The organism is Cellulomonas dongxiuzhuiae, from assembly GCF_018623035.1.
GTDB classification, from domain to species: domain Bacteria; phylum Actinomycetota; class Actinomycetes; order Actinomycetales; family Cellulomonadaceae; genus Cellulomonas; species Cellulomonas dongxiuzhuiae.
In genome coordinates this window covers 867,430-883,539 of record NZ_CP076023.1, presented here as the reverse complement: position 1 = coordinate 883,539, position 16,110 = coordinate 867,430, and the positions used below count along the sequence as shown (strand labels likewise).

Genomic DNA, 16,110 nt, shown 5'->3' with positions numbered 1-16,110 from the left:
GGACCACCCGCCTTCACGTGACCACCTCGGTTCGCTCCTGCGGTGCCGCGGCGGCCCGCGGCGCGCGCCCGGGGCCCAGACCCAGCTCTCTGGTCCACAGGGCATCCATGCGCCGGGCCGGCAGCACGGCCCGCATCACGAGCATGAGCCGTGCGTCACGCCCCACCACGCTCCGGGCGCGGGCGCGGCGGCGGGTCAGGGCCCGCTCCACGGCGCGCGCCACGGTCTCCGGTGGGATCGCGCCCCGCCGGATCCGCTCGACGAGCTGCCGCTCCCCCGCCAGGTGGCCCGCGTACAGATCACGCAGCTCCGCCGGCAGGGCGGCCTCCACCGCGTCGACCACCGCGTCCATCTCGTGCCACGGGTCGGTGTCCACCACGCCCGGCTCGATGAGCGCGACCTGCACCCCGAACGGTCCCAGCTCGACCCGCAGGCAGTCCGCGACCGCCTCGACCGCGAACTTCGAGGCGTTGTACAGCCCGGTGAAGGGGAAGGAGACCAGCCCGTTCACCGAGGACAGGAACACGATCCGTCCCTGCGCACGTCGCAGGTGGGGCAGGACCGCGCGCGTGACGGCCAGCGGTCCGACGAGGTTCACGTCGAGCTGGCGGTGCATGGCCGCCCGGTCCAGGGTCTCGACCGGCCCGGGGACCGCGATCCCGACGTTGTTGACGAGGGCGTCGAGCCGCTCGGGGATCGCATCGACGAGCGCCTCCACGTGCTCGGGGACCGTGACGTCGAGCTCGACGGGCGTGATCGCGTCCGACTCGGCCCGCAGGGACGCCGCGGCGGCGTCCGAGCGGACGCCCGCGTGGACGTGCCAGCCGTGACGGGCCAGCCGGACGGCGGTCGCACGGCCGATCCCTCGGCCCGCACCGGTGACAAGGACGGCAGGCGTGGCACTCATGGCGGTGACCCTCTCTCGCGGCGGCAGCGCCACGATGCCCCCGCCCGTCGCCGCGGGCACGAGTAGTGCGCTACCCGGATCCGCCCGCCTACCATCGGGCCATGGACCGGCTGTGGCCGTTCACCGGCAGGGACGCCGAGCTGCGGGACGTCGTCGCCGCAGTCCGCCCCGGCGCCGCCGGGATCCTCGTGGCCGGCCCCGCGGGTGTCGGCAAGACGCGACTCGTGCGCGAGGCCGTGGCACGGGCCGCAGGACGACGGCGGGTCGTGTGGGCGCTCGGCGCGAACGCCACGCGGCTGACGCCGTTCGGCGCCTTCGCCGGGCTGCTGGACCTGCCGGTCGAGGGTGCCGCCGCCGTCGCGGGCATGCTGCGGCACCTGCTGCGTCTGCGGCCCTTCGTGCTCGCCGTGGACGACGCGCACCTGCTCGACGAGCTCTCGGCCGTCGTGCTGCATCGCGTGGTCGTCCGCGGCATCGCCCCGGTGGTCGTGACGGTCCGCGACCCGGCTCCGGCGCCGGCGCCGGACGTCGTCGTGGCGCTGTGGAAGGACGACCTGCTGCCGCGTCTCGACGTCGCACCGCTCGACCCGCCGACCACGTCGTCGCTGGTGGCGCGGGTCCTCGACGGCCCTGTCGAGTCGGGGTCCGCGCAGCGGCTGTGGGCCCTCACCCGCGGCAGCCCGCTCTTCCTGCGTCACCTCCTGGCCGAGGAGGTGCGGACGCAACGGCTGAGCCGGCGGTCCGGGCTGTGGCTCTGGTCCGGCGACCCGCGGGTCTCGGCCGAGCTCGCGACGCTCGTGGACCGCGAGATCGGCGGGCTGGAACCTCCCGTGCTCGACGTCGTCGACCTGCTGGCGCTCGGCGAGCCGCTCGGGTTGGACGCGCTCACCGCGCTCACCTCCCGAAGGGCCGTGGAGGAGGCCGAGACCCGCGGGCTGGTGGGCACGGACACGACCGCCCCGGCACCCGTCGCCCGCCTGGCGCACCCGGTCTACGGGGAGGTGCGTCGGTCCGCGATGGGGATGATGCGTGCACGGCACCTGCGCGGCGTGCTCGCATCGCACCTGGAGGGCACGGCCGACCCCATCGCCCGGGCCGTCCTCCTGCTCGACTCGGACCTCCCCCCGGACCACGACCTGCTCCTGCGGGCGGCCGAGGCCGCCACGGCCTTCCACGACCTGCCCCTGGCCGAGCGGCTCGCCCACGCGGCGGCGGCGGGTGGCGGGTGGCGGGCCCGCCTCGCGCACGCCGCGACGCTGTCGTGGCTCACGCGGGGCGAGGCGGCCGAGGCCGCCCTGTGCGACCTCGCCGGTGACGCGCCGAGCGGTCCGTGGCGGGCCCGGGCCAGGGCCTACCGCGCCGGCAACCTGCTGTTCACGCTCCGCCGGCTCGACGCAGCCGACGAGGTGCTGGCGGAGGCGCTCGCCGACCCTGACGCGGGTGCGCAGCGCCCCACTCTCGAGGCGATGGGCGTGGCGCTCGACGTGGCCCGGGGCCGGACGGGCGCCACGGTGGCGCGCGCTCTCGCGCTGCTCGACGACGACCCGGCTGACCAGCTCACGCGTCTGCTGGCGACGTCGGCACTCGCCGCCGTAGGCGCCGTGACGGGCCGACTCGACGCCGTGCGTACCGCGGGCGGGGCCGGGGACGCCGCTGCGCTCCAGGGCATCCCCGCCTTCGGGCTCACGGACTGGCTCGTGACGGGCCTGCGCCTGGCGGGCCTGCCCGTCCAGGCGCAGGACGTCGCGGCCCGGCTCGCGTCGTCCGCGGCCGACCTGCCGGGACCGGCGCGTGTCATGGGTCTCGTGCTGTCGGGCCACGCGGCGCTCGCCGCCGGTCGCCCCGCCGACGCGCTGGCACCGCTGCGTGACGCGTGGGCGGGGCTGGACGGGTCCGAGCACGAGTTCCGCTTCCGGTGCCGCACCCTGCTCGCGACGGCCTACGGGCTGACGGGCCGTGCGGACGCCGCACGCCCCCTGCTCGACGGTCTGGTGGACACGCACCCCGCCTACACCCTCCACGCACCCGACGACCTCCTCGCGCGTGCCTGGTGCGTGGCCGCCGAGGGCGCGGTGACGCCCGCCGTGCGGCTGGCCGAGGACGCAGCGGACCTGGCACGTCGTCAGGACTCGCCGGCCTACGAGGTCCTCGCCTGGCAGACCGCCACCCAGCTCGGGGCATCCGCACCCGCCGCCTCCCGGCTCGAGGCGCTCACCCGACGGGTCGGGGGTCCGCGTGCGGGGGCTGCGCTGCAGCACGCGCGCGCGTCATGCGCGCAGGACCCCGCGGCGTTGCTGGACGCGGCCGACGCGTGGGAGCGGCTGGGCGACCCGGTCGCCGCCGGCGACGCGGCGGCGCACGCCTCCGAGCTGCACCGACGTCGGGGGCGACGTGGCTCCGCGCTGTCGGCGGCCGCCCGTGCGCAAGGGCTGGCCGACCGCTCCGGCGCGCGCACGCCCGCGCTGCTGGCGGCGGTGCGACCTCTCCCGCTGACCGTCCGCGAGCGGGAGAGCGCCGTGCTGGCGGCGCAGGGGCTGAGCAACAGGGCGATCGCCGAGCGCCTCACATTGTCCGTCCGGACGGTCGAGGGCCATCTCTACCGGGCGGGCCGCAAGCTCGGGGTCTCCGACCGTGCCGCGCTGGCGCGGCTCGTCCGCACGCCCGGGTCCGAGTAGCCGGCTACTCGCGCCGCACGTCCGCGACCGCCGGAGGCTGGGGTACCCACGACGATCGGAGCGGTCATGACCACCACCTACGTCCCGCCGGACGGGGGCGTCCACCACACGATGCTCGACGGGGACCACGTCGCCAAGGCGTCCGTCCGCGGCCCCGACGGCGACTTCGAGGTCTTCGAGGTCCGGTCCGCGGCCGGCCAGGCCGCACCGCTGCACGTGTCGCCCTGGACCGGCGTCCTCTACGTCCTCGACGGCACCCTCACGGCCTCCGTCGACGGCACCACCTACCGGGTGCCGCGCGGCGGGGTGCTGACGATGCCGGCCGGGGTGCCGTCCACGTTCTCGGTCGAGGACGGCACGGCGCGCTTCCTGGCGATCACGTCGGGCGACCGGGCGGGGCGGTTCTTCGCCGACGTCGCCGCGACGGTGCCCGCCGACGGACCCGTCGACGCGATCCTGACGTCGCTCGCCGCCGTCACCGCGCGGCACGGCGTCACGGTCCGTCCCGTCTGACGCACGGGGCGCCTGGCGACGGCGCGCCGGGAACCCGGTCGGTGGTGGTGAGCGTCAGGAGACGGTGAGGACCGTCGGGTGAGCGCGGGCGCCCGCCGGCACGGGTGTGCTCGGGCCCGGGCGAGTGCCGCCACCTCCAGGTTACGGCCGGGGAAGGGGCTTGCCGCAAGCCCCCGGTCGGCACCCAGGATGGTCCGTCGCGGCCACCCGGCCGCCGACGACAGGGGTGCGCATGCCCGACGTGATCATCAGCGGTGCCGGTCCGACGGGCGCGATGCTCGCGGCCGAGCTGCGGTTGCACGGTGTCGACGTGCTGGTCCTGGACCGGGACGCCGAGGCGAACCCCGCCGTGCGCTCGCTGGGCCTGCACCCGCGCAGCATCGAGGTGCTGGACCAGCGAGGGCTGCTGGACCGGTTCCTCGCCCACGGGCAGCAGTACCCCGGCGGCGTCGGGCACCTCGCCGCGATCGACGCCCCCGCACCACCCGACCTCGACACGGCCCACGGCTACGTGCTCGGCATCCCGCAGCCCGTCACCGACCGGCTGCTGCTCGAGCACGCCGTCGGGCTCGGTGCGCGGGTCCGGCGTGGGTGCGAGGTCGCCGACGTCGCGCAGGACGACGACGGCGTGGACGTCACGCTCACCGGCGGCGAGCGTCTGCGCGCCGCGTGGCTCGTCGGGTGCGACGGCGGACGCAGCCTCGTGCGCCGCTCGGTCGGCATCGGGTTCCCCGGTGAGCCGGCACGCACCGAGTGGATCCTCGGCGAGGTGCAGGTCACGACGCCGCCCGACGAGCTCGCGCGCGTCTCCGCCGACGTGCGCGGCCGGCACAGGGGGTTCGGCATCGGGCCCGCGGGCGACGGGCTGCACCGCGCCGTCGTCCCCGCGGCGGGCGTCACGGAGGACCGCTCGGTCCCGCCCACCCTGGACGAGCTGCGCACGCAGCTGCGCGCGTACGCGGGCACGGACTTCGGCGTCCACGCGCCGCGGTCGCTCACGCGCTTCACCGATGCGACGCGGCTCGCCGAGCGCTACCGGCTGGGCCGCGTGCTGCTGGCCGGTGACGCCGCGCACGTGCACCCACCGCTGGGCGGGCAGGGGCTGAACCTCGGCATCCAGGACGCGTTCGCGCTGGGCTGGCGGCTCGCGGCGCAGGTCCGCGGCTGGGCGCCCGACGGACTGCTCGACACGTACGGCGCCGAGCGCCGGCCCGTCGCCGAGGACGTCCTGACGCTCACCCGTGCGCAGAGCGAGCTGCTCCTGCCCGAGCCGGGGCCGCAGGCCGTGCGCCGGGTCCTCACCGACCTCATGGCGCTGCCGGACGTGCGACGGGTGCTCGCCGAGCGCGTCGCCGGGCTCGCGATCCGGTACGACCTCGGCGGACCGGAGCCGGTCGGCCGGCGGCAGCGCGACGTCCGGCTGGGCCGCGGGCGGCTGTACCCGCTGCTGCACGCGGGGCGCGGCCTGCTGCTCGACCGGACCGGCGCGCTGTCCGTCGCCGGCTGGTCCGACCGCGTCGACCACGTCGTCGAGGGCAGCGACGAGGTCGACGCGCCCGGCCTGCTGCTGCGCCCCGACGGGCACGTCGCGTGGGTCGGCGCCGACCAGGACGACCTCGTGCCGCACCTGGCACGGTGGTTCGGCGCCGCGCAGCGGGCGGACCACGGCGTCCGGGATGCGTCACACGAGCCGGACCCCCAGCATCGGTGAGAAGGGACCGAGCCGGAGGAGGCCGTGATGACGACGGTGGCGGACGCGATCGTGCAGCGGCTCGACGACTGGGGCGTCGAACGGATCTTCGGCTACGCGGGCGACGGCATCGACCCGCTGCTGGCGGCGGTGGCCCGCTCCGGCGGAGCCGTCGAGCTCGTCACGGCGCGGCACGAGGAGATGGCCGCGTTCATGGCCACCGGCCACGCCAAGTACTCCGGCCGCGTCGGCGTGTGCCTCACCACGCAGGGCCCCGGCGCGATCCACCTGCTCAACGGGCTCTACGACGCGAAGCTCGACCGCACGCCCGTCGTGGCGATCGTCGGGCAGGTGGCGAGCACCGCCCTGGGCACCGGCTACCTGCAGGAGGTCGACCTGCCGGTGCTCCTCAAGGACGTCTGCGCGCAGTACCTGCAGACCGTCACGACGCCCGAGCAGCTGCCGGCCGTGCTGGACAACGCGCTGCGCACCGCGATCGCCACGTCCAGCCCGACGTGCGTGATCGTGCCGCACGACGTCCAGCAGGCCACCGCCGCCGAGCCGGAGCAGGCGCACGGTGTCGTGGTGACGTCGCCCGCGGTGTCCCGGGGCGTCACCGTGCCGCCCGACGACGACCTCGACCGGGCCGCCCGGCTGCTCGCCGCCGGTGAGCGGGTCGTCGTGCTCGCCGGGCGCGGCGCGGGCGGCGCCACCCGGCAGGTGCTGGACGTGGTCGAGCGGCTCGGTGCCGGGCTCGTCACGTCGCTGCTCGGCAAGTCGCTGTTCGACGAGGGCCTGCCCGTGCACGGCGGTGTCCTCGGGCACCTCGGCACCACCGCGTCGGCCGACCTGCTCGGCCGCTGCGACACCCTCCTGATCGTCGGCAGCAACGACCCCTGGACCGAGTTCTACCCGCCGCTCGGGCAGGCGCGGACCGTGCAGGTCGACGTCGCCGCGCGCAACCTCGGCGCCAAGTACCCGGTCGAGGCGCCGCTCGCCGGTGACGCGGCGGCGACGCTCGACGCGCTGCTGACGCGGCTGCCGCAGCGCTCCGGACCGTGGCGCGGCGAGGTGACCGCGGCCGTCGACGCGTGGCGGCGCATCGCGGCCGAGCGCGTCGCCGCACCCGCCGAGCCGCTCAACCCCCAGCTCGTGCTGCACGAGCTGTCCGCACAGCTGCCCGCCGACGCCCAGGTGGCGGTCGACGTCGGCTCCGTGACCTACTGGTACGCGCGGCACCTGCGCCTGCCGCCGGGCGTGCCCGCCCACCTGTCGAGCACGCTGGCGTCGATGGGCTCCGCGATGCCCTACGGCATCGCGGCCAAGCTGCTGCACCCCGACCGGCCCGTCGTGGCGCTCGCGGGCGACGGTGCCACGCTCATGAACGGCATCAACGAGCTCGTCACCGTCGCGGACCGCTGGCGCGACTGGGCGGACCCCCGGTTCGTGCTCCTCGTGCTCGACAACGGTGACCTCGCGGAGGTCACGTGGGAGCAGCGCGAGATGGAGGGGGACCCGCGGTTCGACGTGTCGCAGGACGTCCCGGCGTTCCCGTACGCGGGGTACGCGCAGCTGCTCGGCCTGGCGTCCGTCCGGGTGTCGCGCCCGCAGGACGTCGCCGACGCGTGGCGCACGGCACTGTCCGCGGACCGGCCGTGCGTCGTGCAGGCCGTCGTCGACCGGGACACGCCCCTGCTGCCGCCGCGTGCGCCCGCGGCGCAGGTGGCGCGGATGCGACGCGGTCTGGCCCAGGAGCCCGTGCCTGACAACGCCCTCGGGCAGCTCGACGCGCAGCGCGCCGGTGAGCTCGCCGACGACCCGACGGGGCTCTCGGCCGAGCACGAGGCCTGAGACCGGCGCGGTCGCCTAGCCTCACCGGGTGCCTGCACCACCCCTGACCTCCTCCCCCGTCCGCCACCACGCCCGCCGCCTCGCCCGGCAGACGGTCGCGCTCGTCGTGGGCGCCGGCCTCGGCCTCGTCGCGGCGACGATGGTCCGGGACTACGCGCTGCTGTGGATGGTGCTGCTCCCGCTGGGCCTGTGGGCCCTCGCGAACCGCGGGGGCGTCCGGTCGGCCGCCGGCGGATTCGACCTCTGGCGCGTCCCGGCGGGCGACCTCGTCGCGATGACGCTGGGCGTGCTGCTGGCGGTGCCGGCCGCCCTGGCCGCGCTTGACGGCTCGGTGCCGCGCGCGGCGGGGCTCGTCGCGATGCTCGCGGTGCTCGGGTTCGGCATGCTCGGCCACGCCGGGGCCATCCGCGACGGCGCGACCCTCGCCACGGACGGACGCGGCCGCGCCGCGCGGGCCGCGGACGTCGCGCTGCGCGGCATCCGCACCACCTCCGGGTTGACCAACGTGTACCTCGCCGCGGTCGGGACGCTGCTGGCGTTCCCCGACGCGGCCGCGTGGCTGCCCACCGTGGCGATGGTGGTGACGGGTGGGCTGCACGCCGTGCTGGAGGGACGCTCGCAGGAGGCCACCGAGCGGTAGTGCGGCCCGACCGTCCTCAGATCACGTCGTCCGCGGCCAGCGCGTCCTTCAGCATCCCGACCAGGGCCTCGACCTGCACGTCGCTCGACGACCCGTCCTCGTCCTCGCCGGCGCCGTCCAGCGCCCGGGCCGCCAGGCCCGACTTGCTGTCGATGAGCTCGGCGATCCGCGAGTCGATGGTCTGGGCGGCGACGATGCGCCACGCCGTGACGGGCTCGTCCTGGCCGATCCGGTGGATGCGGTCGATGGCCTGGGTCTGCTCGGCGAACGTCCAGGACAGCTCGGCGAGGACCAGGTTGGACGCGACCTGCAGGTTGAGGCCCACGCCCGCGGCCGTCAGCGAGCACACGACGATCGACACCTCGGGGTCGTCGACGAACGCGGCGACGTTCTTGGCCCGCGCCCGCGGCGTCTGGTCGCCGCGGATCGAGGCGTAGCGGATGCCGCGGTCGGCGAAGGTCTGCTCCGCGACGTCCATGACGTCGATGTGCTTGGCGAAGAACACGACCTTGCCGACGTTGCGCGCGAGCTGCGCCGCGTAGTCCGCGGCGAGCCCGGCCTTGGCCTGGCCGATCCGGCGGACCATGGTGAAGACGTTCTCGCCGCCCGTCTTGGAGCTCGCGTCCTTGAGCTCGGACGCGGCGACCCGGCGCGCCAGGTCGACGTCGACCCCGTCGACGGCGAGGTCTCCCCCACGCGCCTCCAGTGCGGCGCGGTACCGGCTGACCAGCCGCTGGGTGAGGACGGCCTCGGCGGCGCGGATCGAGCGGCCGACGGCGCCGTCGAGCTCGACGGGCAGGTCCGCCACCCGGCGGGCGGGGATGTCGGCGACCACGTCGGCCTTGCGGCGACGCACGATGCCCATGTCGATGACGGCGGCGCGCGCCGCGGCGGAGAACCCGCGGTCGGCCGGCGTCAGCCCGGTGTCCTCGAGCGCGGTCATCAGCGCGCCGAGCGGCTTGGTCTCGTCGATCCAGCCGAGGAACTGCCAGATCGCGCGGAAGTCCTCGATGTCGTTGATGAGCGGGGTCCCCGTGAGGGCCATCAGCAGCGGCCGGGCCATGCGCTCGCGGATCCGCTCGGACAGCGCGAGGACGTGCTTCGATCGCTGCGAGCCGGTGTTCTTGATGAAGTGCGCCTCGTCGACGACCATGCCGCGGAAGCCGTGGTCGCCGAGCCAGCCGACGTGCCGGTCCAGGATGTCGTAGTTGACGATCACGACGTCCGCGAACGCGTCGACGTCGTCACCGTCGCCGTGGACGACGGTGGCGCGACGCAGCGGCGTCCACAGGCCGACCTCGTGCGCCCAGTTGGTCTTGACGACGTTGGGGACGACGACCAGGAGCGGGAACGCGTCGGCGGCCTGCGCGGCGAGCAGCGCCTGCGCGGTCTTGCCGAGGCCGGGCTCGTCGGCGAGCAGGAACGTGCGGTGGCCGCGCACGGCCGCGGCGACGACCTGCGCCTGGTGCGGCATGAGCTCGCGGCCGGGGGGCGTCGGCACGAAGCGGGGCTCGGGCAGCTTCATGCACGCCGGCGCGCCGGGCGTCGCGTCCTCGAAGGACCGGAAGAGCGGCTCGAGCAGCTCCCAGCCGGCGAGCCGCCGGGGGCGCGCGACGATCCGCTGGGCGGCGGCCTCGAAGTCGGGCGCGAGGAACGGGTTGGCGAGCTGGTGGGAGATGACCGACCGCGGCACGACGCGCTTCTCGGCGCCGGGCACCGGTGCGGGCGGGGCAGCGGGCTCGGGCTCCTCGGGCGGCTCCAGACCGCCGGCGCGCATGACGGTCGCGCGGTAGGCGCGGGCGGCATCGGAGACCCGGGCGTCGTCGGCGAGCAGCTCGAGCAGCGAGGTGTCCCGGGCCGCGGTCTTGGCCAGCTGCGTCGCGACCCCGTCGAGCCGCTTGAGCTGCTCGGTCCGTCGCGCCTGGGTCAGCGTGGTGTCGGCCATGACGCGCGCGCGCTCCTCGCGCACCAGCAGCGCGACGACCTGGAACTTCGTCCGTACCGTCGCACGCGTCGGCGGCCGCTTCACCTCGGCGTCGACCTCACGTGCGAGACCCGCGAGCACCGGGACGATGCCCTGCTCCGCGGGGCGTGCAGGACGGCGACGCTGCGTGCCCGCGTCGCCGCGTGCACGACCGGAGCCGCGCTGGCCTGCTCGTGCCACATCTCCTCCTTCGCGCCTGTGCGCACCGCGACCGCGGTGCAGCCCGCCGTGCCACCGCCAACCAGGACCGGTCGCGCCAGGGCAGCGCCCCGTGCCGCCGGGACAAGAGCTCCTCGGGGCGAGCGCGCCGTGCAGCCGCGCAGCTTCCCCCCGTGCGCGCCACCTACGGGTCCGTGCTGACGTCGGTGGTGCCACGCGGCCGGACGCCTCCGTGAACGCTCACGGGGCACGGTCCTGGCCTAGCTCCATCACCGACTGGACGGAATCTTACCGCTGAGTAGCCGGCGCGGGGCCCGCCACGCTCACGAGGACGTGGTCACGCGCGTCACGGCCGCCCCGGCCCTGACCGCGCGGGGGATCTCGGCGACGTCGTCCACCACGGCGAGCAGACGTTCCACGTCCGTCGCGGCGGACGTGGTGTCGAGGTCGACCGCGTACGTGATGCCGGTGGACTCCCAGGCGCCGTCGAAGCCGCCCCGCGCGGCGACGCGCACGCCCTGCAGCACGACGCCCAGGCGGTCCGCCTCACGGTAGAGATCGTTGAGGACGCAGCCGGCGACGGCCGTGTGCAGCAGGTGCGCGCCGGTGAACGGCGCCTCGACCGTCACGCCCTGCGAGGTCCACCGGTGCGGGACCGTCGTCGCGCCCGGCTCCGACGAGCGCAGGCTCCCCGCCCCCACGACCACGGGGTACGTCTCCGACATGCGCGCTCCCTCCTCCGGACGAGGCCATGGTCCACCTCAGTGCTCCGGGCGCGCCACCCCCGCAGCCTGCGCGAGGCGGAGCAGCCCCTCGTCCACCGACACCTCGGGACGCCACCGCAGGTCGGCGCGCGTGCGGCGCTGGTCGAACCAGTGGGCGGTCGACAGCTGCTCGGCGAGGAACCGCGTCATGGGCGGCTCACCGTCGGCGCTGCGCAGCGGCAGCCGCGCCCAGGCGGCCTCGACCGCGCCGCCCGCCGCCCTCGCCACCGCGCCCGGCACGCGGCGCGTGGGCGCCGGGACGCCCGCAGCGGCGCAGATGCCGGCGAGCATCTCCGCGACCGTGCGCGGCTCGCCGTTCGTCACGACGTAGGCCTGCCCACGCACTACGCCGTCGTCGTCGGCGAGCCGGTGCAGCGCCGCGACCAGCGCGGACGCGGCGTTGTCGAGGTAGGTCGTGTCGATGAGCGCGGCGCCGTGGCCCAGCAGCGGCAGCCGCCCGGCGCGGGCCCGCTCGACGATGCGCGCGACGAGCTGCTCGTCACCCGGCCCCCAGACGAGGTGCGGGCGGACGGCCACGACCCGCAGCCGCCCGTCGGCGCCGAGGGCCAGCCGCTCGGCCTCGGCCTTGGTGCGCGCGTACGCGCCGTGCGCGTGCCGCGGGTCCGCCGGGGAGGCGTCCTGACCGACGATCGCGGTGCCGGTGTGCGCGACGGACGGCGAGGACACGTGGACCACGTCGGTGACGCCGTGCCGCGCGGCGGCGTCGAGGAGCGTGCGCGTGCCGTCGACGTTGACCCGGCGGAAGTCGGCCGCGTCGCCGGTGAGCGACACCTTCGCCGCGAGGTGCACGAGCGCGTCGACGCCCCGCACGGCACGGTCCACGTCGTCGGGGTCGGTGACCGAGCCGAGGACGTCGTGCACGCCGTCGACGCCGCTGGGGCGGCGCTGGAACGTGCGCACGTCGTGCCCGGCGTCGCGGACGTGCGCGGCGGTGGTCCGTCCCAGGAGCCCGGACGCGCCCGTGACGAGGACCCTCATGGCGGTCCCATCCGGCCGCCCGCGAGGACGCCCTCGGCCCAGCGCGCGAGCCGCGCGCGGTCGATCTTGGAGTTGTGGCGGACGTCCGTCGGCAGGTCGGGCACGACGAGCACGGCCGCGACGTCCCGCCCGACCGCCGCGCGCACGGCCGCCGTGAGCTCGGGCGTCGCGAGCGACGGCCGACGCGCACCCCGGTCCGTCTCGACCACGACGACGACCTGCTGCGTGCCGCGCGGTCCGACGCCGACGACGCCCGCACGCGCGACGCCGGGCACGGACTGCGCACGCTGCTCGGGACCGACGGGTGTGACGGGCCCGTCGGCGGTGACGACGACGTGCGCGAGACGACCCTCGACCCACAGCCTGCCCGCGTCGTCGAGCCGCCCGACGTCGCCGGTCCGGTGCCAGCGGGCGCCCGATGCGACGTCGCCGTCGACGTCGGACCGTGCGGAGCCGTCACCGTCCGGTGTCCCCCGCCGGCTCTCGCGGTCCGTCAGCCACAGCCGGTCGTAGTGGTCCTTGACGTGCGGCGCCGCGACGACGATCTCCCCGGTCACGCCGGGTGTCGCCGAGAGGAGCCCGGTCGCGCGGCCGTCGGCGTCGAGCGCGCTGATCCGGACCGTCACCGCGGGGGCGGGCCGCCCGACGCACACCCCGCCCGCCGCACCGCCGTCCCCGGCCGCACGGATCTCCTCGAGCGTCACGTCCGTGAGCAGCAGCCCCTCGGTCATGCCGTACGGCGTGTGCGGCACGGCCGCGGGCAGCAGGTCCCCGATCGCCGCGAGCAACCCCTCGCCCACGGGTGCGCCGGCCGAGAGCAGGAGGCCGACGCGCGCGAGCGCCCGCTCGTCGTCGTCCGTCAGGTCGCCCGACGTCGCGACGACGTTGGCGACGGCCGCGGGCGACAGGAACACCGCAGTCGGGCCGTCGAGGTCGGCCGTCGCGGCGGCGACGGCGGCGGCCACGGCCCGCGCGGTCAGGGTGCGGGGCGCGGTGACGTCCATGTCGGGCGTGACCGAGCGGCACCCGAGCGCGGGTCCCAGCAGCGCGAACGGGGCGAAGCCCGCGACCAGGCCCGTCCCGACGCCCAGGCCGTACTGGTCGGCGAGCGCGTCGCGCATCGCCGCGAGCTGGTCGTGCGTGTACGCGACGCCCTTGGCGGGGCCCGTGGACCCGGACGTGAACAGGATCGCCGCGACGTCGTCCGCCGCGGGCTCGGGCGGCAGGTCGGCACCCGCGCCGAGGTCGACGAGGTCGGGCAGGCTCAGCTCGACGCCGAGCGCCGCGGCGGTCGCGCGCGGCAGCGTCGTCGTCGACACGCGCCGCCCGGGCCAGCCGAGCGCGCGCGCCGCGACGAGCCCGCGACGCTCCCCCACGACCACCGCGGGCTGCGCGCCCCGCACCGCACGCGTGAGCCCGCGTGCCCCGAGCCCGGCGTCCGCGACGACCACGACCGCACCGATGCACAGGCACGCGTAGAGCGTCGCCGTGAGGTCGGCGCCGGGCGGGACGAGCAGCGAGACCCGGTCACCGCGCCGGACGCCGGCCGCGTGCAGCCCGGCGGCGAGCTCGCGCACGCGCCGCGCGAGGAGCCGCCACGTGACGGTCCGCACGCCGCCGCCCGTCGAGGGTGCCATCTCGACGAGGGCCCTCGAGCCGTCGTCGGCGAGCTCGTCGAGGCGACGCCACAGCGGCGGACGACGCGACGCCGACACCGCACCGGCGCACGTGCCCGTGCCCGTATCCGTGCCCGTTTCCGCGCCCCGCATGCTCCGCGCGTCGGCGGGCCGGCGGTCGGCGAGCCACGTCAGGACGGCGCCCGCGGTGTCGACGTCCTCGGCGACCAGGTGCCCGGCACCCTCGAAGCGGTGCACCTGCGCCTGCGGGAGGCGCGCCAGCAGGTCCGCGAGGTGCGGGTCGCCGAAGACCGGGTCCCGCGGGCCCCAGAGCACGAGCGCGGGGACGGCGAGGCCGCGGACGCCGTCGGCGATGCGGTCGAGCTCGCCCGCGCTCCGGTGGTCGGGCCCGGCGGGGATGTCGGCGACAAACGCCCCGATGCCCGAGCGGCGCTCCGCGGTGCGGTACGGCGCTCGGTAGGCGTCCTTGACGTCGTCGGGCAGCGAGGGGTGTGCGAGCGCGAGCGTCGTGCCGAGGAACGCGGGCGTCACGACGGTCGAGGGGCCGAGCGCGCCCAGCGCGAGGCGCAGCGGCAGCGGGATCGGCCGGTCGGCGGGCTGGTGCACCGCGGTGTTGAGCAGCACGACGCCCGCGAGCGCGTCGGGGTGGTCGACGGCCCAGCCGAGCGAGACGACGCCGCCCCAGTCGTGCCCGACCGTGACGACCGGCCCGTCGAGCCCGAGGGCGTCGGTGAGGTCGGCGAGGTCCCGCACGCGGCGGCGCAGGGTCCGGTGCGTGCCGGTGCGCTCGGAGAAGCCCATGTCGAGCTGGTCGACGGCCACGACGCGCCAGGCCCCCGCGGGGTGGGCGTCCGCGGCGGCGAGCGTCGCGGCGAGCAGGTCCCGCCACAGGTACGACCACGTCGGGTTGCCGTGCACGCACAGCAGGGTCCCGACAGGGGTGACGCCGCGTGCGGCGAGGGACGGTCCCGTGTCGAGGACGTGCCACGTGCGCTCGGTGCCGTGCGGCTCGTCGGCCCGCCCGTGCGCGCCGAGCAGCGGCGTCTCGGCGACCGTGACGAGGCGCGACCAGCCGACGTCCAGGCCGGGCAGGCCGACCGGGGGGAGCACGGCGGGCGCGGTCGTGGGCGGGGGCAGCCGGTCGGCGTGCCCCGTCGTGGCTCCTGTCACCAGGCGAGCTCCATCATGGCCGTGTTGATGCCGGAGCCCACGCCCATGAGCAGGACGCGGTCCCCCGGGGACAGGCTCGGCGCCTCGTGCGCGAGCGTGATGGGGATGGACGCCGGGCCGACGTTGCCGAAGCGCGGGTAGGTCAGCGGCACGCGGTCACGGTCGAGCTTGGCGGCCTTGATGATGGCGGCGGTGTGCACGTCGGAGACCTGGTGCATGACGTACCGGTCCATGTCGGACCAGTCGACGTGCTGACGCGCCTCCTGCCACGCGGCCATGACGAGCTGCATGCCGCCCCGCAGCAGCGCCTTCGCGTCCGTGTACATGCCGTTGACGCCGCCGACGCACAGGTCGTTGAACTGCGTCGCGGCGCGCGTGACGCCCATGACCAGCCGGTGCCCCGAGGGGTGCGCGTCGGCACGTCCCAGGAGGGCGGCGACCGCGCCGGAGCCGAGGGTCAGGCTCGGGAACTCGCGCATGAAGTCGGCGCGGGTCGTCTCCGGCCGGCACAGCCGCTCGACGGTGCGGTGCTGGATCTCGTCGGCGTCCTCACCGTCGACGACCAGCGCGTACTCGATCTGCCCGGCGTCGATGAGCTGGGCCGCCAGGCTCATGCCGTTGACGAAGCCGAGGCACGCGTTCGCGATGTCGAAGTTCACGGCCGACGACGGCAGCCCGAGCCCGTGGTGCATGCGCACCGCGACGGACGGCTCGAGGTGCGGGCGCGTGACCGACGTGTTGATGATCAGGCCGATGCGCCCGCGGTCGACGCCCGCCTCGGCGAGCGCCTTCTCCCCCGCCTCGATGGTCGCGGCGTCGAAGCTCTGCCCCTGCGCCCAGTTGCGGCGCTCGTGGACGCCCGCGATGCGCTGGAGCAGCCCCGTCGGCAGGCGCAGCCGTTCCAGGACGGGTCGCAGCCGCCCGTCGAGCTCCGCGGACGTCGTCACGCGGTCGGGTGTGACTGTCGCGAGGGACAGCAGAGCCGCGTTGCGGTACATCGATGTCGCGTTGCCGCCCACTCGCACGCCCCTCCAGGTCACGGAAGTGCCCATACTCCCCCGAGGAGCCGGTGCCTGCACCCGATGGCTCCGCGACGCCGCGCAGCACGGGTGAGGCCTCGC

General features: G+C 76.3%; 11 protein-coding genes. 5 read left to right on the top strand and 6 right to left on the bottom strand.

Annotated elements, in window-relative coordinates:
• Nucleotides 1-13: 13 nt before the first annotated feature.
• Nucleotides 14-907: an SDR family oxidoreductase gene (locus tag KKR89_RS04050; protein ID WP_208197976.1), complete on the bottom strand. Its 894-nt coding sequence runs from the start codon at nt 905-907 to the stop codon at nt 14-16.
• A gap of 101 nt (nt 908-1,008) precedes the next feature.
• Here KKR89_RS04050 and KKR89_RS18505 point away from each other — a divergent pair, with 101 nt between their 5' ends.
• The 5 genes from KKR89_RS18505 to KKR89_RS04025 all read left to right on the top strand — a co-directional run bounded on the left by KKR89_RS18505 (nt 1,009) and on the right by KKR89_RS04025 (nt 8,276).
• Nucleotides 1,009-3,582 carry a helix-turn-helix transcriptional regulator gene (locus tag KKR89_RS18505; protein WP_208197975.1) on the top strand — a complete coding sequence of 858 codons (2,574 nt, stop codon included), beginning with the start codon at nt 1,009-1,011 and terminating at the stop codon, nt 3,580-3,582.
• Between the two features lie 66 nt (nt 3,583-3,648).
• Nucleotides 3,649-4,095, top strand: a complete 447-nt coding sequence (locus KKR89_RS04040) for a cupin domain-containing protein (protein ID WP_208197974.1) — start codon at nt 3,649-3,651, stop codon at nt 4,093-4,095.
• Nucleotides 4,096-4,327: 232 nt separating this feature from the next.
• Nucleotides 4,328-5,806: an FAD-dependent monooxygenase gene (locus tag KKR89_RS04035; protein WP_208197973.1), complete on the top strand. Its 1,479-nt coding sequence runs from the start codon at nt 4,328-4,330 to the stop codon at nt 5,804-5,806.
• A 27-nt stretch (nt 5,807-5,833) separates the two neighbouring features.
• The gene (locus KKR89_RS04030; protein ID WP_208197972.1) at nt 5,834-7,636 is read left to right on the top strand and encodes a thiamine pyrophosphate-requiring protein; all 1,803 of its coding nucleotides are present in this window, start codon (nt 5,834-5,836) and stop codon (nt 7,634-7,636) included.
• A 28-nt stretch (nt 7,637-7,664) separates the two neighbouring features.
• Nucleotides 7,665-8,276, top strand: coding sequence for a hypothetical protein (locus KKR89_RS04025; RefSeq protein ID WP_208197971.1), 612 nt, complete (start codon nt 7,665-7,667; stop codon nt 8,274-8,276).
• 16 nt (nt 8,277-8,292) lie between these two features.
• Here KKR89_RS04025 and KKR89_RS04020 read toward each other — a convergent pair whose 3' ends face one another.
• The 5 genes from KKR89_RS04020 to KKR89_RS04000 all read right to left on the bottom strand — a co-directional run bounded on the left by KKR89_RS04020 (nt 8,293) and on the right by KKR89_RS04000 (nt 16,041).
• Nucleotides 8,293-10,440 (bottom strand): DEAD/DEAH box helicase, encoded by a 2,148-nt coding sequence (locus KKR89_RS04020; protein WP_208197970.1) that lies wholly within the window; start codon nt 10,438-10,440, stop codon nt 8,293-8,295.
• A 302-nt stretch (nt 10,441-10,742) separates the two neighbouring features.
• Nucleotides 10,743-11,144: an OsmC family protein gene (locus KKR89_RS04015; protein WP_208197969.1), complete on the bottom strand. Its 402-nt coding sequence runs from the start codon at nt 11,142-11,144 to the stop codon at nt 10,743-10,745.
• Nucleotides 11,145-11,180: 36 nt separating this feature from the next.
• Nucleotides 11,181-12,182 carry an NAD-dependent epimerase/dehydratase family protein gene (locus tag KKR89_RS04010; protein ID WP_208197968.1) on the bottom strand — a complete coding sequence of 334 codons (1,002 nt, stop codon included), beginning with the start codon at nt 12,180-12,182 and terminating at the stop codon, nt 11,181-11,183.
• Nucleotides 12,179-14,989, bottom strand: a complete 2,811-nt coding sequence (locus tag KKR89_RS04005) for an alpha/beta fold hydrolase (RefSeq protein ID WP_251141008.1) — start codon at nt 14,987-14,989, stop codon at nt 12,179-12,181. The genes KKR89_RS04010 and KKR89_RS04005 overlap by 4 nt, the downstream gene beginning before the upstream one ends.
• Nucleotides 14,986-16,041: a 3-oxoacyl-ACP synthase III gene (locus KKR89_RS04000; protein WP_208197967.1), complete on the bottom strand. Its 1,056-nt coding sequence runs from the start codon at nt 16,039-16,041 to the stop codon at nt 14,986-14,988. Before KKR89_RS04000 ends, KKR89_RS04005 begins: the two co-directional genes overlap by 4 nt.
• Nucleotides 16,042-16,110: the final 69 nt, after the last annotated feature.

Bases quoted from the DNA above. Each gene is read 5' to 3' on its own strand.
- KKR89_RS04050 (WP_208197976.1), bottom strand. From the start codon at position 907: ATGAGTGCCACGCCTGCCGTCCTTGTCACCGGTGCGGGCCGAGGGATC.
- KKR89_RS18505 (WP_208197975.1), top strand. From the start codon at position 1,009: ATGGACCGGCTGTGGCCGTTCACCGGCAGGGACGCCGAGCTGCGGGAC.
- KKR89_RS04040 (WP_208197974.1), top strand. From the start codon at position 3,649: ATGACCACCACCTACGTCCCGCCGGACGGGGGCGTCCACCACACGATG.
- KKR89_RS04035 (WP_208197973.1), top strand. From the start codon at position 4,328: ATGCCCGACGTGATCATCAGCGGTGCCGGTCCGACGGGCGCGATGCTC.
- KKR89_RS04030 (WP_208197972.1), top strand. From the start codon at position 5,834: ATGACGACGGTGGCGGACGCGATCGTGCAGCGGCTCGACGACTGGGGC.
- KKR89_RS04015 (WP_208197969.1), bottom strand. From the start codon at position 11,144: ATGTCGGAGACGTACCCCGTGGTCGTGGGGGCGGGGAGCCTGCGCTCG.
- KKR89_RS04010 (WP_208197968.1), bottom strand. From the start codon at position 12,182: ATGAGGGTCCTCGTCACGGGCGCGTCCGGGCTCCTGGGACGGACCACC.
- KKR89_RS04000 (WP_208197967.1), bottom strand. From the start codon at position 16,041: ATGGGCACTTCCGTGACCTGGAGGGGCGTGCGAGTGGGCGGCAACGCG.